This is a genomic window from Allobosea vaviloviae, from assembly GCF_001298265.1.
Lineage (GTDB): Bacteria > Pseudomonadota > Alphaproteobacteria > Rhizobiales > Beijerinckiaceae > Allobosea > Allobosea vaviloviae_B.
In genome coordinates this window covers 328,466-347,489 of the sequence record NZ_LGSZ01000028.1, presented here as the reverse complement: position 1 = coordinate 347,489, position 19,024 = coordinate 328,466, and the positions used below count along the sequence as shown (strand labels likewise).

General features: G+C 67.6%; 19 protein-coding genes. 10 read left to right on the top strand and 9 right to left on the bottom strand.

Features of this window, described 5'->3' with window-relative positions; all coding sequences use genetic code 11:
* The first annotated feature begins 82 nt into the window (after positions 1 to 82).
* The gene (locus tag AE618_RS08325) at positions 83 to 499 is read left to right on the top strand and encodes a DUF3830 family protein (protein ID WP_054208563.1); all 417 of its coding nucleotides are present in this window, start codon (positions 83 to 85) and stop codon (positions 497 to 499) included.
* Between the two features lie 126 nt (positions 500 to 625).
* Here the strand turns inward: AE618_RS08325 and ybaL are convergent, their stop codons facing one another.
* The 3 genes from ybaL to AE618_RS27895 all read right to left on the bottom strand — a co-directional run bounded on the left by ybaL (position 626) and on the right by AE618_RS27895 (position 3,518).
* Positions 626 to 2,356, bottom strand: coding sequence for a YbaL family putative K(+) efflux transporter (ybaL, locus tag AE618_RS08320; protein WP_054208620.1), 1,731 nt, complete (start codon positions 2,354 to 2,356; stop codon positions 626 to 628).
* Positions 2,357 to 2,584: 228 nt separating this feature from the next.
* On the bottom strand, positions 2,585 to 2,905 hold the full coding sequence (locus tag AE618_RS08315; protein WP_054208562.1) for a polyhydroxyalkanoic acid system family protein: 321 nt from the start codon (positions 2,903 to 2,905) through the stop codon (positions 2,585 to 2,587).
* A gap of 160 nt (positions 2,906 to 3,065) precedes the next feature.
* Complete coding sequence (locus AE618_RS27895) at positions 3,066 to 3,518, bottom strand: hypothetical protein (protein ID WP_156330167.1); 453 nt, start codon at positions 3,516 to 3,518, stop codon at positions 3,066 to 3,068.
* On the opposite strand from AE618_RS27895, the gene AE618_RS08305 reads away from it, so the two are divergent.
* Entirely contained in the window at positions 3,508 to 4,173 is a 666-nt protein-coding gene (locus AE618_RS08305; protein WP_054208560.1) for a hypothetical protein, read from the top strand. The genes AE618_RS27895 and AE618_RS08305 overlap by 11 nt on opposite strands.
* 162 nt (positions 4,174 to 4,335) lie before the next feature.
* Here the strand turns inward: AE618_RS08305 and AE618_RS08300 are convergent, their stop codons facing one another.
* Both AE618_RS08300 and AE618_RS08295 read right to left on the bottom strand, forming a co-directional pair.
* Positions 4,336 to 4,635 (bottom strand): hypothetical protein, encoded by a 300-nt coding sequence (locus tag AE618_RS08300; protein ID WP_054208559.1) that lies wholly within the window; start codon positions 4,633 to 4,635, stop codon positions 4,336 to 4,338.
* A 148-nt stretch (positions 4,636 to 4,783) separates the two neighbouring features.
* Positions 4,784 to 5,044: a hypothetical protein gene (locus AE618_RS08295; protein WP_054208619.1), complete on the bottom strand. Its 261-nt coding sequence runs from the start codon at positions 5,042 to 5,044 to the stop codon at positions 4,784 to 4,786.
* 293 nt (positions 5,045 to 5,337) lie between these two features.
* On the opposite strand from AE618_RS08295, the gene AE618_RS08290 reads away from it, so the two are divergent.
* The 8 genes from AE618_RS08290 (at position 5,338) to AE618_RS08255 (ending at position 14,961) form a co-directional block, all read left to right on the top strand.
* Complete coding sequence (locus AE618_RS08290; protein ID WP_054208618.1) at positions 5,338 to 6,312, top strand: NAD-dependent epimerase/dehydratase family protein; 975 nt, start codon at positions 5,338 to 5,340, stop codon at positions 6,310 to 6,312.
* Positions 6,313 to 6,322: 10 nt separating this feature from the next.
* On the top strand, positions 6,323 to 7,084 hold the full coding sequence (locus AE618_RS08285) for an SDR family oxidoreductase (RefSeq protein WP_054208558.1): 762 nt from the start codon (positions 6,323 to 6,325) through the stop codon (positions 7,082 to 7,084).
* Between the two features lie 20 nt (positions 7,085 to 7,104).
* Positions 7,105 to 8,541: an FAD-dependent oxidoreductase gene (locus AE618_RS08280; RefSeq protein WP_054208617.1), complete on the top strand. Its 1,437-nt coding sequence runs from the start codon at positions 7,105 to 7,107 to the stop codon at positions 8,539 to 8,541.
* 211 nt (positions 8,542 to 8,752) lie between these two features.
* Complete coding sequence (locus AE618_RS08275; protein WP_054208557.1) at positions 8,753 to 10,360, top strand: ABC transporter substrate-binding protein; 1,608 nt, start codon at positions 8,753 to 8,755, stop codon at positions 10,358 to 10,360.
* Positions 10,361 to 10,538: 178 nt separating this feature from the next.
* Complete coding sequence (locus AE618_RS08270; RefSeq protein ID WP_054208556.1) at positions 10,539 to 11,570, top strand: ABC transporter permease; 1,032 nt, start codon at positions 10,539 to 10,541, stop codon at positions 11,568 to 11,570.
* Between the two features lie 184 nt (positions 11,571 to 11,754).
* Positions 11,755 to 12,603: an ABC transporter permease gene (locus AE618_RS08265; protein ID WP_054208555.1), complete on the top strand. Its 849-nt coding sequence runs from the start codon at positions 11,755 to 11,757 to the stop codon at positions 12,601 to 12,603.
* Between the two features lie 4 nt (positions 12,604 to 12,607).
* The gene (gene nikE / locus AE618_RS08260) at positions 12,608 to 14,353 is read left to right on the top strand and encodes a nickel ABC transporter ATP-binding protein NikE (RefSeq protein ID WP_054208554.1); all 1,746 of its coding nucleotides are present in this window, start codon (positions 12,608 to 12,610) and stop codon (positions 14,351 to 14,353) included.
* Positions 14,354 to 14,637: 284 nt separating this feature from the next.
* Positions 14,638 to 14,961, top strand: a complete 324-nt coding sequence (locus tag AE618_RS08255) for a hypothetical protein (protein WP_156330166.1) — start codon at positions 14,638 to 14,640, stop codon at positions 14,959 to 14,961.
* Between the two features lie 102 nt (positions 14,962 to 15,063).
* Here the strand turns inward: AE618_RS08255 and AE618_RS08250 are convergent, their stop codons facing one another.
* The 4 genes from AE618_RS08250 to iolB all read right to left on the bottom strand — a co-directional run bounded on the left by AE618_RS08250 (position 15,064) and on the right by iolB (position 19,006).
* A complete protein-coding gene (locus AE618_RS08250) occupies positions 15,064 to 16,050 on the bottom strand; it encodes an OmpA family protein (RefSeq protein ID WP_054208552.1) in 987 nt (328 codons plus the stop codon).
* 162 nt (positions 16,051 to 16,212) lie between these two features.
* A complete protein-coding gene (locus tag AE618_RS08245) occupies positions 16,213 to 16,785 on the bottom strand; it encodes a LemA family protein (RefSeq protein ID WP_054208551.1) in 573 nt (190 codons plus the stop codon).
* Positions 16,782 to 18,122, bottom strand: a complete 1,341-nt coding sequence (locus AE618_RS08240) for a DUF3137 domain-containing protein (RefSeq protein WP_054208550.1) — start codon at positions 18,120 to 18,122, stop codon at positions 16,782 to 16,784. Before AE618_RS08240 ends, AE618_RS08245 begins: the two co-directional genes overlap by 4 nt.
* Before the next feature lie 86 nt (positions 18,123 to 18,208).
* Positions 18,209 to 19,006, bottom strand: a complete 798-nt coding sequence (gene iolB, locus AE618_RS08235; protein WP_054208549.1) for a 5-deoxy-glucuronate isomerase — start codon at positions 19,004 to 19,006, stop codon at positions 18,209 to 18,211.
* Between the last annotated feature and the right edge of the window lie 18 nt (positions 19,007 to 19,024).

Here is a 19,024-nt window from a genome sequence, read left to right as displayed (position 1 = left end):
GCGGCTCCTCAGGATGAGGGCTCACGATCACATTCCATTCGCCTGATCCGATCCTGGCGAACGACGCGAAAGGCCCTTTTTCATGTCCCAGCAGCTCATCGTCACCGCCGGCCCGTTCTCTTTCGAGGCCAAGTTTGAACTGGAAGCCGCGCCCAAGACCTGCGCCGCCTTCCTTCGCCACATGCCCTTCGCCAGCAAGATCGTGCATGTGCGCTGGAGCGGCGAGGGCGTCTGGATGCCGCTCGGCGAGCTCGATTTCGGCGTCGGCTACGAGAACCACACGAGCTATCCCGCTCCCGGCCAGATCATCCTCTATCCCGGCGGCATCAGCGAGACCGAGATCCTGCTCGCCTATGGCGGCGTGCATTTCGCCAGCAAGATGGGCCAGCTCGCCGGCAACCACTTCATCACGCTGACCTCGGGGCTGGAGAATCTCTACGCGCTCGGCCGCAAGACCCTCTGGGAAGGCGCGCAGGACGTCCGGTTCGAGCTGGTCTGACAGGCGTTTCAGCGTGTCATGCTCGGGCTAGACCCGAGCATCTCGCAAACCAGCGCCTTCCGGTCATGAGGTTCTCGGGTCTGCGCTTCGCTTCGCCCGAGAATGACGGGTGCTGCCCGCGCGTCTTCAGGCCGGCGGAGGCTCCGGCGCCGACGGCTCGGGAGCCGCGCAGAGCGCCAGCATGGCGCGGGCGATCTCGGCCTCGCCCATGATCGTCAGCGTCGCGCCGCATTTGGTGAGGTGCTCGACCTCGGCATCGGAGTGGGCGCGGGCGACGATCGGCAATGCAGGATTGTCGCGGCGGGCCTGTTCGCAGACCTGCCCGGCCTCGAAGCTCTGGGGTATGGCGACGAAGAGACGCCGCGCGCGGCTCAGGCCCGCGGCGGCCAGCACGGCCGGGTCGGCCGCGTTGCCGAGCAGCAGCTCGGCGCCGTGGCGCTTGGCGGCCGCGACCGCGTCGCCCTGCTCCTCGATGACCAGCACCTTTTCGCCGCGCGCCAGCAGACCCGCGCCGAGCAGGGCGCCGACACGACCGTAGCCGACCACGACCATATGGTCGGACAGCTCCGTCGGCACGATGTCGAGATCGGGCTTGGCTTCGGGCTCGGCCGCGCTCGGTGTCGGACCCGGCTTGGGCTTGGCCATGCTGGGCTCGCCGGTGAAGCGGTCGACCAGTGCAAACAGAACCGGGTTGAGCAGGATCGAGAGGATGGCACCGGCCAGGATCAGGTCGCGGCCCTGTTGCGGCAGGATGCCGAGCGACACGCCCAGGCCCGCCAGGATGAAGGAGAACTCGCCGATCTGCGCCAGCGAAGCCGAGATCGTCAGCGCCACGGCGTTGCTGCGCCCGAAGGCGCGCATGATCAGCCAGGCGGCGAGCGACTTGCCGACGAGGATGATCGCCAGCGTGGCCAGCAGCGGCCCGGGTGCGCGCAGCAGGATCGCGGGGTCGAACAGCATGCCGACCGAAACGAAGAACAGCACCGCGAAGGCGTCGCGCAGCGGCAGGGATTCCTCCGCCGCGCGCTGGCTCAGCGGCGATTCGCTCAGGATCATGCCGGCAAAGAAGGCGCCGAGCGCGAAGGAGACACCAAACAGGCTTGCCGCGATGAAGGCGACGCCGAGCGCGACTGCGAGCACGGCGAGCCGGAACAGCTCGCGCGAGCCGGTATGGGCGACCCAGTGCAGGATCCAGGGGATGACGCGGCGGCCGACGACCAGCATGAAGGCGATGAAGGCCACGACCTTCATCAGGGTCAGGCCCAGCACGCCCCAGAGGCCGAGATCGAACTGCCCCGAGAGCGGAGCGGGAACGCCCGGCCGCGCGCCGTTCAGCGCATCCGCGACGGCCGGGATCATGACCAGGGCCAGCACCATGGCGAGGTCCTCGACGATCAGCCAGCCGACCGCGATCTTGCCCTTGTCGCTCTGGACGAGCCGGCGCTCCTGCAAGGCGCGCAGCAGCACGACGGTGCTCGCCACCGAGAGCGCCAGACCGAAGACCACGCCCGCGACCCAGGTCCAGCCGAGCATCAGGCCCAGGCCCGTGCCCAGCAGCGTCGCGACGCCGATCTGCACCAGCGCGCCGGGCACCGCGATCGTCTTGACCGAGAGCAGATCCTTCAGGGAAAAATGCAGGCCGACGCCGAACATCAGCAGGATGACGCCGATCTCGGCGAGCTCGTTGGCGAGGTTCTGGTCGGCGACGAAGCCCGGCGTGAAGGGGCCGACGGCGACGCCTGCGACGAGGTAGCCGACGAGCGGGGAGATGCGGAGTTTCTGGGCGAGCGCCCCGAAGACGAATGCAAGGCCAAGGCCCGCGACGAGGATGGCGATCAGCGGGCCGTGATGCATGATTCTCCCGGGATGGATTGCGCGCGCGGAATTGCTTGGCTTGAAGCCTGAATGCGGGGCGTGCCCGACAATGCCGGCAGCGCCTCGCGATTTCAACCGAAAGCCTGTCACTGCGGGCAGTTTTCGCCCGCGCCGCCATGCCTGTTCCGGCCTCGCCGAGGCCTATGTGCCCAGGTGCCGCGCGACGTTGCCTGCGCGCGTCACGTCAAAATGTCAGGCCTTGTCAAAATGTCAGGTCTTGGGCTTCTCCAGCAGGATCTGGCCCTGCTTCTCGACGCCGAGCTTGAGCTTCTCGGCGAAGACGGCCAGCACCCAGGGCAGCATCATCTCGACGCGCACCAGAGCCTGTTCGACATCGAGCCGGCCGCGAACGGTGTAGCCCAGCGCGGCGACGCCAAAATGCAGGCTGTCGCCCTCCCAGCGTTCCTCGACGAGTTGCATCTTCACCATGCCGAGCCGGTCGCGGATGCGGTCGATGCCCTCGCGCAGGCGCGCGACGGCGCCCTCGCGGCCGAGATCATGCGAGACGGTGATGCTGACGGGCTTGGCCATGATGCTCCCTGAGCAGGTCGAATTGCGGTCAGCTTCAGAATGGTGGCTTGTGAAGCCGATTTCCAGATCGCAATCGCCAGGAGCGGGTCGCCGAAACGAAACCGGCCGGCGCGATGGAACGCGGCCGGCCGGTCATAATGGAGAATGGCTCGAACCCGTCTCAGCATCTGCGGTCGTGCAGCCTGCGCTGGCCCCGCTCCGTGATGCGCCAGCGCTCACCGGCCGATTCCACGAGGCCGCGGCCCTTGAGAACCTGGAGCATCGAGACGTCGAAAACGAAGTGGTTGGTCTGCTCGTCGATGCTCTCGAGCGCGATCCATTCCGGATCCGACATCACGCAGGGGTGTTCGATCAGGAGTTGCTGGGCTTCCATGAGCGTCTCCTTGGTCTTGCGAATGTGCAAGCCTTCAGTCGCATCCAATCTTGGCCGTGTGATGGCCGTAGGTGCCCCATCGATGGCCGAAAGGTTTCCGGTCTGCGCAAGGCGGCAGCTTTCTCGGGAGGGTGCGGAACTCTCGCGCCGGTGCCTCGTTTCACTGTTCGAGAATTCATTGTCGAAGAGCCCAACGCTCACGACCACGCTCGCAAACGGAGAGTCCGCAATGGCCACCATGAACAGTTTTCCGCCCGACGTTCCCAAGGATATGGACGAGGCGCGCGACGAGATCGAGGGCGCTGCCAACACGGTGCGTGCCAAGGCCTCCAACCTCGCGGAGAAGGCCACCGAGACGGTCCGTGACGGCTATTATCGGGCCAAGGACGCCATCACAGAGACCGATCCGGTCGAGCTTGCCCGCGAGGGCGGCGAGGCGGTCAGGGATGCCGTTGCGCGCCATCCTCTGGCGGCTTTCGGCCTCGGGGCTCTCAGCGTCGGCCTGATCGCCTGGGCCAGCCTGCGCAACTCCTCGACCTCGCGCTTCGAGCGTTACGAGCCGGATTACGGCCGTTTGCGCAGCCTGTTCAACAGCTATCGCAGCGAGGCTGCCGACAGCGGCGAGAGCGCGCTCAAGAGCAGCGAGAAGTGGCTGCGCTCCAACAGCGATACCGCCCGCGACTATGCCGGGCAGGCGCGCGACTACGCCAGCCAGTATGCCGGCCAGGCGCGCGATTATGCCGATTTTGGCGGTCGCCTGCTGGCCAAGCGCGCCGAGCGCGAGCCGATCGCGGCCCTGCTGGGCGTCGGCATCGCGGTGTATTTCATCGGCTCGCTGCTGACCTCGTCGAGCGAGCCGGCACCGGCGCGCAAGCGGTCGACCGCCAAGCGCTGACGCGCAAGACGGTGCATGGGCGGGCGGCACCCGCCGATGCACCTGGCGCAATCCATGGGCCTGGCGCGAGGCAAGCTACCGACGCAAAAAGCCCTGCCGCAGCGATGCGGCAGGGCTTTTCGTTGTCGTCGGAGGCGCCGCGGCAGGCGGCGCGTCGCAATCTCAGTACCAGTAGCCGCGGCGGCCGTAATAGCCACGGCCGTAATAGCCACGATCGGCCGAAGCCGCGATCGCGCCGCCGATGACGCCGGCGGCGACACCAGCGGTCACGGCGCTGGCGGTCTCGTTCGAGGCGCGGCGGTTCTCGACATAATTCGCCGAACGGCACTGCTGATAGGCGCGCGTGCCGGGCCGGAAGCCCTGCGACTCGCAGGTGATCTCAGCATCGGCCAGCGATTCCTGCGCAGTCTGGCAGCCGGCAAGCATGGCCGCCATGGCTCCGACGATCAGAATGGTACGCATGTGTGGTCCTTTTTTGCAGCCTCCCAATGGCTGTCCCGGACTAAAATGCAGGAGCCATGGCAGGTCAAGCAAAACAGCAGCGTTCGGGTTAAATCCGTGTGCGAAGATACTGCAAAATCGTGCCTATCGGCAAAAGCGCGCCCGCCACTCAGCCAAATTTGCGAGCCGGCTTTTCGACCGGCTTCGTGCCGGAACGTTCGAGCGAAACGATCTCGAGCGGCGGCATGCCGGATTTTTCGGCGATCAGGCGATCCTGCTCCATGATGGCGTCGCGCGCCGGCTCGTCGCCATCGAGGCCGCCGAGCAGGGCTGTCGGGACGCGGCGGTTGGAGCGGCGCGAGCCATCGGCATAGACCACGTCGAACATCACGAATTCAGCATCGAGCGGTTTGGATTTCTTGCGGGCCATGATCGGCTCCCTTTCGACGGTGGTAGAACCGGTCTCGCCCGGCAAGGTCGCCACGGCGTCTCGCGGGCAGGCGCGAGGCGGCGGCGAAAAGCGGGCCCGGAGGACGTTGCCGCGACGCCTAGACCATGGGCGCTCGCTGTGCAATGCGGCATGCCGTGTCGAAACCATAGGCTGCCAGGTCTGTTCTGCGCTTGCCGAAGGCGCCGCCAGGCCTTTAGCTCGTGCCGATAGCCGGCCAGACGGCATGCCGTTCCGGTCAGCCCCGTCCTGACATGCGTTTCGAAGGTTTCGCCGTGAAAGTCCTGATCTTCGGTGGCGCAGGCTTCGTCGGTCTCAACATCGCCGAGGCGATGCTGGGCGCGGGACATGACGTCTGCGTGTTCGACCGGGCGCCCGTGCCTGACGCCGCCGCCAGAGCCTTCGCCGCGTTGCCCGGCCGTCTCGAGGCCATCCCGGGCGACGTGACCGATGAGGCGGCCGTGGCAGATGCGATGGGCCCCGGTGCCGATCTCGTCGTGATGGGCGCCGCGATCACCGCCGCCCGCGAGCGCGATGCCAGCGAGCCCGGGCGCATCCTCCAGGTCAATCTGCTGGCCCAGGTGCCGATCCTGACGGCGGCGCGTGCGGCGGGCGTGCGCCGGGTGATCAATCTGAGTTCCGCTGCCGCCTATGGCGCGGCGGGCGAGCGTGTCGACGAACTCGCCGAGGAGACGCCGGGCGACCCCGTCGGGCTTTATGCCATCACCAAATGGGCGAGCGAGCGGGTCGGAGCGCGGCTGGGATCGCTGTGGGGGCTGGATGTCGTCAGCCTGCGGCTCAGCGGCGTCTTCGGGCCGTGGGAGCGGGCGACCGGCGTGCGCGATACGCTCTCGCCGCATTGCCAGATCCTCGCGGCCGCGGTCGCAGGCGAGGCCGCGATCCTGCCGCGGCCGGGTCTGCGCGACTGGATCTATGCGCCCGATGTCGCCGACGCGGTTCTGACCGTGTCGGGTGCGCCGTCGTTGCGGCACGGCGTCTACAATGTCTCGACCGGCCGGCGCTTCACCCTGCTGGACTGGGGGACGCGGCTTTCGGCCCTCTTCCCGGGATTCGTCTGCCGGCTGGCTGAAGCCGGTGAGGCGGCGACGATCGATTTCCACGGACCCTCCGACCGGGCGCCGCTCGCGGTCGGCAGGATCGCCGGCGATCTCGGCTGGTCCGCGAAGACCGACGGGCTGGAGTCCGCCGACAGGCTCGCCGCCTGGTGGCGGGCTGACGGGCAAGGCTGAGGAGATCACGATGAGGCTCGAAGGCAAGGTCGTGCTGGTCACCGGCGCCGGTTCCGGGATCGGGCTAGCGATCTCCGTGCTCTTCGCTCGTGAGGGCGCGCGTCTGGCTCTGGTCGATCGCGACGAGGCGGGACTGGCCGAGACGGCGGCGCTGATCGGGGGCGCGGGCGGTGAGGCGATCATCCAGGCCGGCGATGTCGGTTTGCCGGGTTTCGCCGATGCGGCGGTGGCGGCGTGCTCAGAGCGCTTCGGCGGCATCGACGTTCTGGTGACGGCGGCTGGGTTCTCCTGCGGCGGCACGGTGACGACGACTGCTCCCGAGGATTGGGACGCGGTCTTCCGCGCCAATGTCGGCGGCACCTTCCTGTTCGCGCGGGCTGCGATCCCGCTGATGCAGGCTCGCGGCGGCGGCGCGATCGTGACCTTCGCCTCGCAGCTGGCGCTCGCCGGGGGGCGCGGCAACAGCGCCTATATCGCCGCCAAGGGCGCCATCCTCTCGCTGACGCGGACCATGGCGCTCGACTATGCAGCCGACAGCATCCGCGTGAACGCGATCGCGCCGGGCGCGATCGACACCCCGATGCTGCGCCGCAGCTTCGCAAGGCATGCCGACCCGGAGCCGTTGCGCGAGGCCTCGCGCAACCGCCATGCGCTGAAGCGTTTCGGCCGGGCGCAGGAGGTGGCGCAGGCCGCGCTTTATCTCGCCAGCGATGCCTCCTCTTTCAGCACAGGTACCACGCTGGTGGTCGATGGCGGCTGGCTGGCGGCATGAACGCTGCATCGGGCGGGATCATGAAACACGATGGTCTCTCCGTTCTCGAAGCTCGCGTCGCGGCCGATCTGGCGCGCACCGCGCATCCGCGCGCGCCTTGGCTCAAGCCGGTCATGGCGCCCGACGGCACGCCGGCCCATGACGTCATCATCGTCGGCGGCGGCCAGTCCGGGCTCGCCACCGCCTTCGGGCTCTTGCGCTCGCGGGTCGACAACATCCTGGTGCTCGACAAGGCGCCGGCGGGTCAGGAGGGCCCGTGGCGCTCTTATGCGCGGATGCACACGCTGCGAAGCCCGAAGGACTTCACCGGCCCCGATCTCGACATGCCCTGCCTGACCTACCAGTCCTGGCACGAGGCGAAATACGGGATCGAGAGCTGGGACGAGCTGGCGCTGATCCCGAAGGGGCATTGGGCGGATTATCTCGCCTGGTTCCGGCATGTCATCGGCATCCCCGTGCGCAACGAGGCTGAGGTCGTCGACATCGCCCCGGCCGAGGGGCTGCTGGCTGTCTCCGTCCGAAGCGGTGGCAAGCTTCAGACGCTGCACGCCCGCAAGGTGGTGCTGGCGACCGGCCAGGAGAGCACGGGCGACTGGAGCCTGCCGGCCGCGATCGCGGCGCTCCCGCCCCATCGCCGCGCCCATTGCGCTGAGGACATCGATTTCGCGGCGCTCGCGGGCAAGCGCGTGGCGGTGATCGGCGCTGGTGCCTCGGCCTTCGACAATGCCGCGACGGCCCTCGAGGCCGGGGCTGCGGAGGTTCATCTGCTCTGCCGGCGCAAGGAGATCCAGGTGGTGCAGCCCTATCGCTGGCTGACCTTCCGCGGCTTCCTGCGCCATCTCGGCGATCTCGACGATGCCTGGCGCTGGCGCTTCATGAGCGCGGTGATGGGCCTGCGCGAGGGCTTCCCGCAGGCGACCTATGATCGCTGTGCCCTGCATGACGCCTTCCGCCTGCATCTGGGGGCGCCGGTCCTGAGCGCCGTCGACGGGCCTGGCGGGGTCGAACTGGTCACTCAGGCTGGTCCTGTAGCGGCCGATTTCGTGATCGCGGCGACCGGCATTGACATTGACCTCTCAGCGCGCCCTGAATTGTCGCGCTTCGCCCATAACATCGCCTCCTGGGCGGACCGCTACACGCCGCCAGCAGCCGAACGCGACGATCGGCTCGGCCGCTTCCCCTATCTCGGCGACGACTATGCGCTGACCGAGCGCGTGACTGGCCTGACTCCGTGGATCGCAGACATCCACCTGTTCTCGATAGCCTCGACGATGAGCTTCGGCGCCTCCGGCTCCTCGATCAACGCCATGACGACGGCCGTGCCGAGGCTCGTCTCGGGGCTGACGCGCGGGCTGTTTCGCGCCGATGTCGAGACGCTCTGGGAGGAATTCCAGGCCTATGACGTGCCTCAGGCTGTGGTGCGGTTCCCTCCCCCCGCTTGCGGTGGGGAGGGTTAGGGTGGGGGGCAGTGCCGCTCGGCCAGACCTCAAAGGAGGGAGCTCCGGCTTTGCGGCCCCCCACCCCAGCCCTCCCCACCGCAAGCGGGGGGAGGGAGTAGCCTCCCAGCGGCGCTGTCGAGGATCGGGGGGGCCATGGCACCACGCTTGCATCCTGTCCCGTTCGGAACCAACCTGTCGATCGCGTTCAAAAAACAATGAGGGGACAATCATGAGCATCGTGCGGACGGCCGCCCTGGCGGCGGCGCTCCTGACATCGACGGCGCTGCCCGCGCTGGCGCAGACCCGCGCCGAGACGCTGCGCCACGTCACCGGCGCCGCCATCAACACGCTCGACCCCAACATCCCAGGCTCGACCCGCGAGGCCTTCGGCCTGTCGCTCCTGACCTATGACCGGCTGCTCTCCTTCGGCAAGAAGCAGCTCGACGGCAAATGGGTGTTCGATCTCGACACCTTCAAGCCTGAGCTCGCCGAGAGCTTCACGGTCAGCCCCGACGGGCTGAAGATCACCTTCAAGCTGCGCAAGGACGCCAAGTTCCATGACGGAACGCCGGTGACCGCCGAGGACGTGAAGTGGTCGCTCGACCGCGCCGTCACCGCCAATGTGCTCGGCAAGGGCCAGCTCCTGACGGGATCGCTGACCAGCCCCGACCAGTTCAAGGTCGTCGATGCGCACACCTTCGAGGTAACGCTGCCCAAGCCCGACAAGCTGGCGCTGGCCAATCTCGCCGTGGTCTATCCGGTGATCTTCAACTCCAAGCTCGCCAAGTCGAAGGCGACGCCTGAGGACCCCTGGGCGCTGGCCTGGCTGAAGGAGAACACCGCCGGTTCGGGCGCCTACATCATCGAGAGCTTCAAGCCCGGCGAGACCACGATCCTGCGCCGCAATCCCGACTGGAACCGGGGCTCGGCCGAGAAGCCGGCCGCCTTCAAGCGCATCATCACCCAGACGATTCCCGAGGCGGCGACCCGCGCCAACCTCGTCGAGAAGGGCGATGCCGACATCGTCATCGACCTGCAGGCGACCGACGCGGCCGATCTCGAGAAGAAGGGCAAGCTGAAGGTCATCTCGACGCCTCAGTACAATTCGATCACCTTCGTCTCGTTCAACAACCAGATGCCGCCCTTCGACAAGCTCGAGGTCCGCAAGGCGATCGCCTATGCGCTGCCCTATGAGGACATGTTCAAGGCGGCGCTGTTCGGGCGCGGCGCGCCGCTCTATGGCGCCAACTGGGCCGACGGCAAGGCGCCGACGGGCGCGACCTTCCCGATCCCGCAGCCGCTGAAGACCGATCTGGCGGAAGCCAAGAAGCTGCTGACTGCTGCGGGCTTCCCCGACGGCTTCTCGACGACCTTCTCCTTCAATGTCGGCCAGGCCGGCACGGCCGAGCCGATGGCGGCGCTGCTGAAGGAATCGCTCGCCAAGATCGGCATCAAGGTCGAGATCCAGAAGCTGCCGGATGCGCAGATGTCGACGCTGATCAACGAGAAGAAGGTGCCGTTCTTCACCGAGGGCATCGTCGCCTGGCTGCCGTCGATGGACTATTTCTACCGCAATTTCTACATCGGCCCGATCCGCTGGAACTACTCCTCGATCAACGATCCGCAGATCACCGACTGGGCGCAGACGGCGCGTTTCGAGCCCGACATGGCCAAATATGCCGCGCTGGGCAAGCAGCTCAACACAAGGCATTTCGAGCTGATGCCGCAGATCCCGCTCTGGCAGCCCTCGCAGGACGCGGTGATGGCGGCCAACATCGACGGCTATGTCTATCAGTTCCACCGGCAGATCGACTTCCGGGATCTGAGCCGGAAGTGAAGGGCCTCCGCCACTGACCACAAACCACCGCCGTCATCCCGGGCGTAGCGAAGCGAAGACCCGGGATCCATGCCTGACCATTTCCGGATAGGCTCAGGAATGGATCCCGGATCGGCGCGGCTTCGCCGCTGGTCCGGGATGACGGTGCGGGTTCGGAACAGGGCGAGCGAGACACCACATGTCGCACCTCTCGACCACTGCCAAACGGGCCGGCTGGCGCTTCGCCTCGTCACTGCCGGCGCTGTTTGGCGTGCTGGTCTTCACCTTCCTGCTGATGCGGGTGCTGCCGGGCGATCCGGCTGTGTTCTTCGCGTCTGGCCCGAGCGCCGGGAAGGAGGAGATCGAGATGATCCGCAAGCAGATGGGCCTCGACAAGCCGGTGCCCGAACAGCTCCTGCGCTATCTCGGCGATATCGGCTCGGGCAATCTCGGCCGCTCGCTGACGACCGGGCAGCCGGTGCTGGCGGATCTGAAGTCGCGGCTGCCGGCGTCGCTTGAGCTGACCTTCACGGCGCTGCTGATCGCGCTCCTCACCGCGATCCCGCTCGGCGTCGCGGCGGCGCTGCGGCAGGGCTCGGGAATCGACCATCTCGTACGCTTCATCTGCGCGCTCGGGGTCTGCGTGCCGACCTTCGTCTCCGGCCTGTTGCTGATCTATGCCTTTTACTACCTGCTGGGGATCGCGCCCGACCCGACGGGACGCGTCGACATCTTCACCTCGCCGCCGCCCCTGGTGACCGGCTTCCTGCTGATCGATTTCGCTGTCGCTGGCGACTGGGAGGGCTGGGGGGCGGCGGCCTCGCAGCTGGTGCTGCCGGCCTTCACCATGGCGCTCTTCGTCGTCGCCCCGTTGGCGCGCATCACGCGGGCGGCGATGCTGGCCTCGCTCGGCAGCGATTTCGTCCGCACCGCGCGCTCGCTCGGCCTGCCGCCGGCCAAGGTCGTCGTCACCTACGCGCTGAGGAACGCGCTTTTACCGGTGCTGACCATCGCTGGCATCGTGTTCTCGACCATGCTGGGCGCCAACGTCCTGGTCGAGAAGGTGTTCTCCTGGCCAGGCGTCGCGTCTTACGCGCTCGATGCGCTGCTGGCCTCCGACTACGCGCCGGTGCAGGGCTTCGTCCTGCTGATGGCCTCGATCTTCGTCGTGGTGAACCTGACCGTGGACGTGCTCTACGGCATCGCCGATCCCCGGGTGTCGGTGGAATGAGGGGATTTTCAGCACACGTCATGGTCGGGCTTGACCCGACCATCTCGGAAATGAGTGTCTCCTGCCTGAGATTCTCGGGTCTGCGCTTCGCTTCGCCCGAGAATGACGGGACGGTCTCACCCGGTCGTGGGTTCCGGGTTCGCGCCTTTGGCGCGCCCCGGAATGACGGGGGAGGTTCCATCTCGTGACCTCCGCAACGCTCCGCCACACCGTCTGGATACTGCGCGGCAACCCGGTCACCGCCGTCGCGGCGGCGGGCGCCTTCATCCTGTGCGTGCTCGCCGTCATCGGCCCCTGGATCGTGCCCTTCGACCCGATCGCGTCGGACGTCGCCAATGCGCTGAAGCCGCCGAGCGCCACATACTGGGCCGGCACAGACCAGCTCGGCCGCGACGTGTTCAGCCGGCTGATCGTGGCGGCGCGGCTCGACCTCGCCATCGCGGCCTCGGCGGTGAGCCTGTCCTTCGTGCTCGGTGCGGTGGTCGGTGCGCTCTGCGGCTATACCGGCGGGCGGCTCGACCGCTATGTCGGGCGCTTCGTCGATGTGCTGATGGCCTTCCCGCTCTTCGTCCTGGCGATGGCGATGGTGGCGGCGCTCGGCAACCGGGTCGAGAACATCGTCATCGCGACCGCGATCATCAACCTGCCCTTCTACATCCGCTTCGCGCGGGCCGAGGTGAATGTCCGCCGTAATGCGGGGTGGGTGGAGGCGGCCCGCGCCTGCGGCGACAGCCATGTCTCGGTGGTGCTGCGCTTCCTGCTCCCCAACGTGCTGCCTGCGATGGCGGTGCAGGTCTCGCTCAATCTCGGCTGGGCGATCCTAAATGCGGCGGGCCTCTCCTTCATCGGGCTCGGCGTCTCCGCGCCGACGCCGGAATGGGGCATCATGGTCGCGGAAGGGGCGCGCTTCATCTCCACCGGCAAATGGTGGCTGGTGGCTTTTCCCGGCCTCGCGCTCATGCTGACGGTGTTGTGCTTCAACCTGCTCGGCGATGGCCTGCGCGACATCCTCGACCCGCGGATGCGGACGTGATCGCATGACGATGGCTGAGGGCGAGCCGCTGCTCGCGATCGAGGATCTGCACGTCACCTTCTCGACGCGGCGCGGGCTGGTCGAGGCGGTGCGCGGCGTGTCCTTCTCGGTGGCGGCCGGCGAGACGCTGGGCGTCGTCGGCGAGAGCGGCTCCGGCAAGTCCGTGACGGCGTTTGCGGTGACGCGGCTGCTCGATGCCTCGGGCCGGATCAGCGGGGGGCGCATCCGCTTCGGCGGCGAGGACATCACCAAGGCTTCCTCGAAGCAGCTGCAGCGCTTACATGGCGCGGCGATCTCGATGATCTTCCAGAACCCGCGCGGCGCGCTGAACCCGATCCGCACGGTCGGCCAGCAAATCGCAGACGCGATCATGGCGCATGAGCCGATCTCGGCGGGCGAGGGCCGCGCGCGGGCGCTCGACCTGCTGAAGGCCGTGCTGATCCGCGACCCCGACAAGCGGCTCGACGCCTATCCGCACGAGCTCTCCGGCGGCATGTGCCAGCGCGTCATGATCGCGATGGCGATCGCCTGCGCACCGAAGCTCTTGATCGCCGACGAGCCGACGACGGGGCTCGACGTCACCACGCAGAAGACGGTGATGGACCTGCTCGCGCGCATCACCGCAGAGCGCGGCATGGCGATGATCCTGATCACGCATGATCTGGGCCTCGCCTCGCGCTACTGCCAGCGCGTCTGCGTGATGGAGCAGGGCCAGGTGGTGGAGGAGGCGCAGCCGCTGTCGCTGTTCAGCGCGCCGCAGCACGCCTATACGCGCCGCCTCGTGGCGGCTTCGCCGACGGCGACCTCGACGATCGCGGATCTGGCGCCGGACGCTGGGGACGGGGCGTCCCGTCATTGCGAGCGCAGCGAAGCAATCCAGGGGACGTCGAGCGAGCCCGTCTGGATTGCTTCGTCGGCTGCGCCTCCTCGCAATGACGAGGAGCGCCGCGCCAAGCCCATGCCCGGCACGCCGCTGCTGCTCGAAGTCCAGAACCTGGTGAAGCGCTACGACCGAGGCGTGGTCGCGGTGAACGACGTGTCCTTTTCAATCAAGGCGGGCGAGAGCCTCGGCCTCGTCGGCGAATCCGGCTGCGGCAAGAGCACGATCTCGCGGCTGGTCTGCCGGCTGATCGACGCCAGCGAGGGCGAAATCCTGTTCGACGGTCAGGCGATCGGCACGCTGCCGGCGCGCGATTTTCACCGCTCGCCGCTGCGCAAGGACATCCAGATCGTCTTCCAGGACCCGACCGACAGCCTCAATCCTCGCTTCAACGCCTTCGACTGCATCGCCCATCCGCTGCGACGGCTGTTGAGCATGAAGGACGGCGCGGCGCTGACCGCCCGCGTCAGCGAATGCGCGGAACGGGCCGGGCTGCCGAGCGAACTGCTGGAGCGCTTCCCGCACCAGCTCTCAGGTGGGCAGAAGGCGCGTGTCGGCATCGCGCGCGCCATCGCCTGCCGGCCGCGCCTGCTGATCCTCGACGAGCCGACGGCGGCGCTCGACGTCTCCGTCCAGGCGGTGATCCTGCAACTGCTCGACCGTCTCAGGCGCGAGGACGATCTGGCGCTGCTCTTCGTCAGCCATGACCTCAACGTCGTCCGGATGATGTGCGAGCGCACGGTGGTCATGCAGAACGGCGCGATCGTCGAGCAGGGCGAGAGCCTGGCGCTGTTTGCCGCCCCGCAGACCGATTATGCACGCACGCTGCTCGAGGCCGTGCTGCATCTCGGCGGCCCGACCGCGCGCTGAGCAGACGAACTCATCCGAAGACTTGACGAAACGATGCTTTCTTCTCCCTCCCCCCGCTTGCGGTGGGGAGGGCCAGGGTGGGGGGCAGTTCCGCTCGGCGAGGCGGAAAAGGCTTGAGCACTGGCTTTGCGGCCCCCCATCCCTAACCCTTCCCCACCGCAAGCGGGGGGAAGGGGATGAGCCTCGCTTCCATGCCGAGATTCGGTTGGCACAGCCTTGAATTTGCGACAAAGCGGCCGATCATGGCGCTCACCGCTTTTGCCATGATCCGAGGACAGTTTCCGATGCCGCGACTTATTCCGCTGCTGCCCGCCTTGCTGGTGCTGGCCCCAATGCTCGGCGCCTGCGCGATCGCGACCTCGCGCTCCAACATCGTGGTGTTGACCGACAACAAGGCGGTGATCGAGCCCTGCACCAAGCTCGGCGAGATCGACGGTGCAGCCGAACTCCATTCGGTGCTGGTGCTGGACAAGGCGCGTGACGCGACGATCTCCCGGCTCAAGATCCGGGCGGCGGATCTGGGCGGAACCCATGTCTTCACCACGGTCGCCGACATCAAGTGGAAGGGCCCCTCGACCGCCGGCACCGTCTACAAATGCGGGGCGTGAGGCGCGTGCGCCGTCATGGTCGGGCCTGACCCGACCATCTTTGAAACCAGAGGCATCTGGTCATGAGATTCTCGGGGCCAGCCCGAGAATGACGCGCTGGGCTCAGCGCCTGACCAGTTCGACCCGGCGGTTGAGCGCCCGGCCGGCGTCGTCCGCGTTGGACGCAACCGGCTGGTCCAGCCCTTTGCCGAGCGGGTTGAGTCGGGCGCGGTCGATGTCGTAGCGCAGCGACAATTCGGCGACGACCGAGAAGGCGCGCATATCCGAGAGCTTGAGATTGTAGCCGGCGCCGCCCTGATTGTCGGTATGGCCGACGACATCGAGCTTCAGGTTCGGGCTGCGCTTCATGAGGTCGGCGATCTGCTGGAGCTGCGGCTGCGATTCGGCCTTGATGTCCGCCTTGTCGACATCGAACAGGATTCCGTAGACGGCGACGCGGCCGCGCGCGTCGATCTCGCGGCTCAGCTCGTCGGCCTGCACGACCTTGATCATGCCGGTATCCATCCTGGTGGTCTCGATGACGCGCGCGATGACGACGCGTCCACGGTTGGCGTCGTCCGAAAAGGCGAGGCTGACATGCACCAGGCCGGTGGGGCGGTTCAGCTTCGCATAGAGATAGCGGCCGTTGCCGTTGCCGAAATAATTGCGGACGAAGTCGCCGAGCTGAAGCTTGGGCAGATCGGTGCGCCCGTCCAGCGCCAGGCCCAGGAACAGGCCGGGATAGCCCGTGCCCTCGGTGAAGCAGTTGCCAGCTTCCGTCGAGCAGGTGAAGGCGATGTCGAAGCCCTTGGCCTTGAGGCTCGCCTCGTAGTTGCGCAGTGCCTCCAGGCTCGTGCGGCCGTCCGGGAGGCGGTAATAGAGGGTGAAGACCTTGCCCTCGACCAGCGTCCAGCCGGGGCCCTGCTGAGCCGTCTTGGTCCTCTCGGCGAAAGGCCCGGTGATGATGCGGGCCTCGTCATAGGCATCGACCTTGTATCCGACCTGCTTCGAGTCGGCGTAGCGGCCGAGCAGCGGGTGGTCCTGCGCGAGGACGGCGACCGGCAGGAACCAGGCGGCCAGCAGCATGAGAACGGTCAGCAGTCGCTTCATCGGTTGGTCCTTGGGTCGGTCCTCGCCGCGCCATCGTGGCTGCGCATCAGTCTGCCGGACGATGCCCGGGCCTCCCGCGCAGCGCGTCCTCCGTTTGGATGATTCCCCAGCCGGCGCGGCCCCTGTACGCGCCTGGCGGCGGCGGTGCCTCGGGCTCGTCCCTCAGAGGTGGTCCATCGCCTTGACCGGCGCGCGGCTGGCCTCCTGCGCCTCGAAGAAGGGCGGCAGGGCGCTGACGCCAGCGATGCTGGCGATCAGGCCGCCGGGAAAGATCTCGACGGCGTTGCGCAGGTCGCCGACGGCACTGTTGTAGAAGCGGCGGGCGGCGCTGATATTGGCCTCGACCTCGAAATAGGCCCGCTGCGCCTCGATCATCGGCCCCGACGAGGTCAGTTCGGGATAGCTCTCGGCGATGGCAAAGAGACGGGTGATGTCGGCGCCGAGGCTGGCTTCGGTCTGGAATTTCTCACCGATCTTGCCGAAGTCGCGCTCGCCCAGCCGCGGCAGCGCCTGGGCGCGAAGCTGCGTGATCTCGTCGAGGAGCGTCTTCTCGTGGTCGAGGAAGCGGCGCGCGATGGCCAGCACATTGGGGATCAGGTCATGGCGCTGCTGGAGCTGCGCGTCGATGCCGCCCAGCGTCTCGCCGACCTTGTTGCGGCGGGTGACGATGGTCCCGTACCAGACATAGAGGACGACGCTGGCGGCGAGCACCAGCAGGATCAGGATCAGGGTCATGGCGTCGATGTCCTTGTGGGGAAGCCCGGCTCAACGGCGCGATCCTGGGGCGCGCGAACCGCGACATGCATCTCGATCATCGCATCGGCGAGGCTGAAGACGGTGGCGAGATCGGCTTCCAGGCTGGCGAGCTGCTGGGCCGCGACATGGGTCTCGAGGCCCGGCGGCTCGAAGAGGCTGCCCGGTGTGATGGCGGGCAGGGCGAACACCATCCTGTCGCCGTCGAGCAGAAAGCGCGGCGGCAGGAAGGCGTGGCCGTCCGCCATCACCAGAAGCCGCTCCATCACCGCCGGCGTCAGCACGGCGCGGCCCTCGATCTGGTCGCTCGCCCAGGCGGCGTAGATGTCCTCGAAGACGGGGTCTTCCAGCCGCAACCGCTGGAGGCTGGTGCTGGGCTGCGGCTCGTCCCGGTCGCGCAGGATGGTGGTGCCGCGGAACGGCGTCGATACGGTGATCTCGACATAGAGGCCCGCGAAGAAGGTCTCGTCGTCGGCGTCGCCCTGGCCCTTTCGCTTCACTGTGAGCTCGGTCATGCGGACGGGCCTGCCGCGATAGCTGCCGGCGAAGGCATCATCGGCCTCGATCAGGTCGGCTGCTGGCAGAAATCCGGCGGCGATGGCGCGGCCGAGATCAGGCTTGCCGCCGAGCTCGTGGGTCAGTTCGCCGTAGGACGACAGAAGCCGCGGCAGAAGCTGATCCTTGAAAGCGAGCGCATAGCGCTGTCGCGGTCCCGAAACGGCCCAGAGCCAGGCTCCGCCGCCGCCGATGACGGTCATGATGACGAAGGCCAACGTCGGCGAGCCGCTGGTTTGGCCGCCGCCGCGCGTCATGACGTAGAAGAGCAACACGGCGGCCGCGATGCCGAGCGGGACGAAGATCAGCGTGCGCCGCCTGGCCTCACGGGCGAGTCCGGCGCGCAGCTCATCCAGCAGGGCCAGCTCGGCCGCGTGCGGCGCGGCCAGGGAGGCCAGCCCTGCCGGGGCCCGAACCGCGGGAGCGGGCGCCTGCTCCGGGGTCGTGGGCTTCCTGTAGTACTGCGTGACGATGGCCCAGGCGGCCCAGACGAACAGGGCGACGACGAGCAGCGGCATCGCGACGGAGATGAGCGCGCCCAGCATCATGAACGGGATGCCCAGCAGGGCCCAGCCCGAGCCCGAGCCGATGGCGGCGATCACGAATCCCAGGGCGACCAGGGCGAAAGGCCCGACGATGAAGGTCAGCGCCACGATCGTGACGACGCGCTTGGCCTTGCGCTGTTGTCGCTGGAAGCCGACCGCCGTGGTCGGCCAGCCCTCCGGGGGCGGCTTTGGCGCAGCGCGGGGCCGGGGGCTGTCCATTCCGTCCGCGTCTCCGGCCCTCGATGGACCGGATCAAAGCGGAGGACGCTACGAAAAGCGTCCTCCATATGGAGGATCGGCCGAGCTCACAGCTTCGTCAGCCACTCATGCTCGGGCGCGTTGTGGAACTTCCAGGTCCGCTTCGGGCCGGCCATGACGTTGAGATAATAGAGGTCGTAGCCGTGGCAGGTGGCGCAGGGGTGGTAGCCCTTGGGCACCAGCACGACGTCGCCATCCTCGATCGCCATGGCTTCGTCCAGGCTGCGATCGTGCGTGTAGACGCGCTGGAAGCCGAAGCCCTGCGGCGGGTTCAGCCGGTGGTAGTAGGTCTCCTCCAGATAGCTTTCGCGCGGCAGATCATCCTGGTCGTGCTTGTGCGGCGGGTAGCTCGAGGTGTTGCCCGCCGGCGTGATGACCTCGACCACGAGGAGCGAATCCGCCGACTCGCCCTCGGGCAGGATGTTGGTGACGTGGCGGGTATTGCTGCCCTTGCCGCGCACCTCCTGGCCGAGATCGTCGGGGCCGATGACACGCACCGGCAGCCCGCCGTTCAGGCCGGGCGCCGTGCAGACCGCGAGTTCGAGATCGGTTGTTGCGGTGACCGACCAGTCCGACCCCCGCGGGACATAGACCGACCAGGGCTTGCCCTCGAAGGGCGACATGCGCTCTCCGAGTTCGCCCAGCGGCTCACCGCCGGCCGTCACCGCGCCCTTGCCGGTGACGAAGACCAGGCAGGCCTCGCGCTCGCCGGTCTGTGCGGAAACGGTCTCGCCCGGCTTCAGACGGTGCAGATCGAAGCCGACATAGGTCCAGCCGGCGCTCTCAGGCGTGACATGGCTGACGCGGCCGTGGCTGCCGGAGGGGCGGATCTTGAGGTGGGACATGGGTGGGTTCCTATCCGG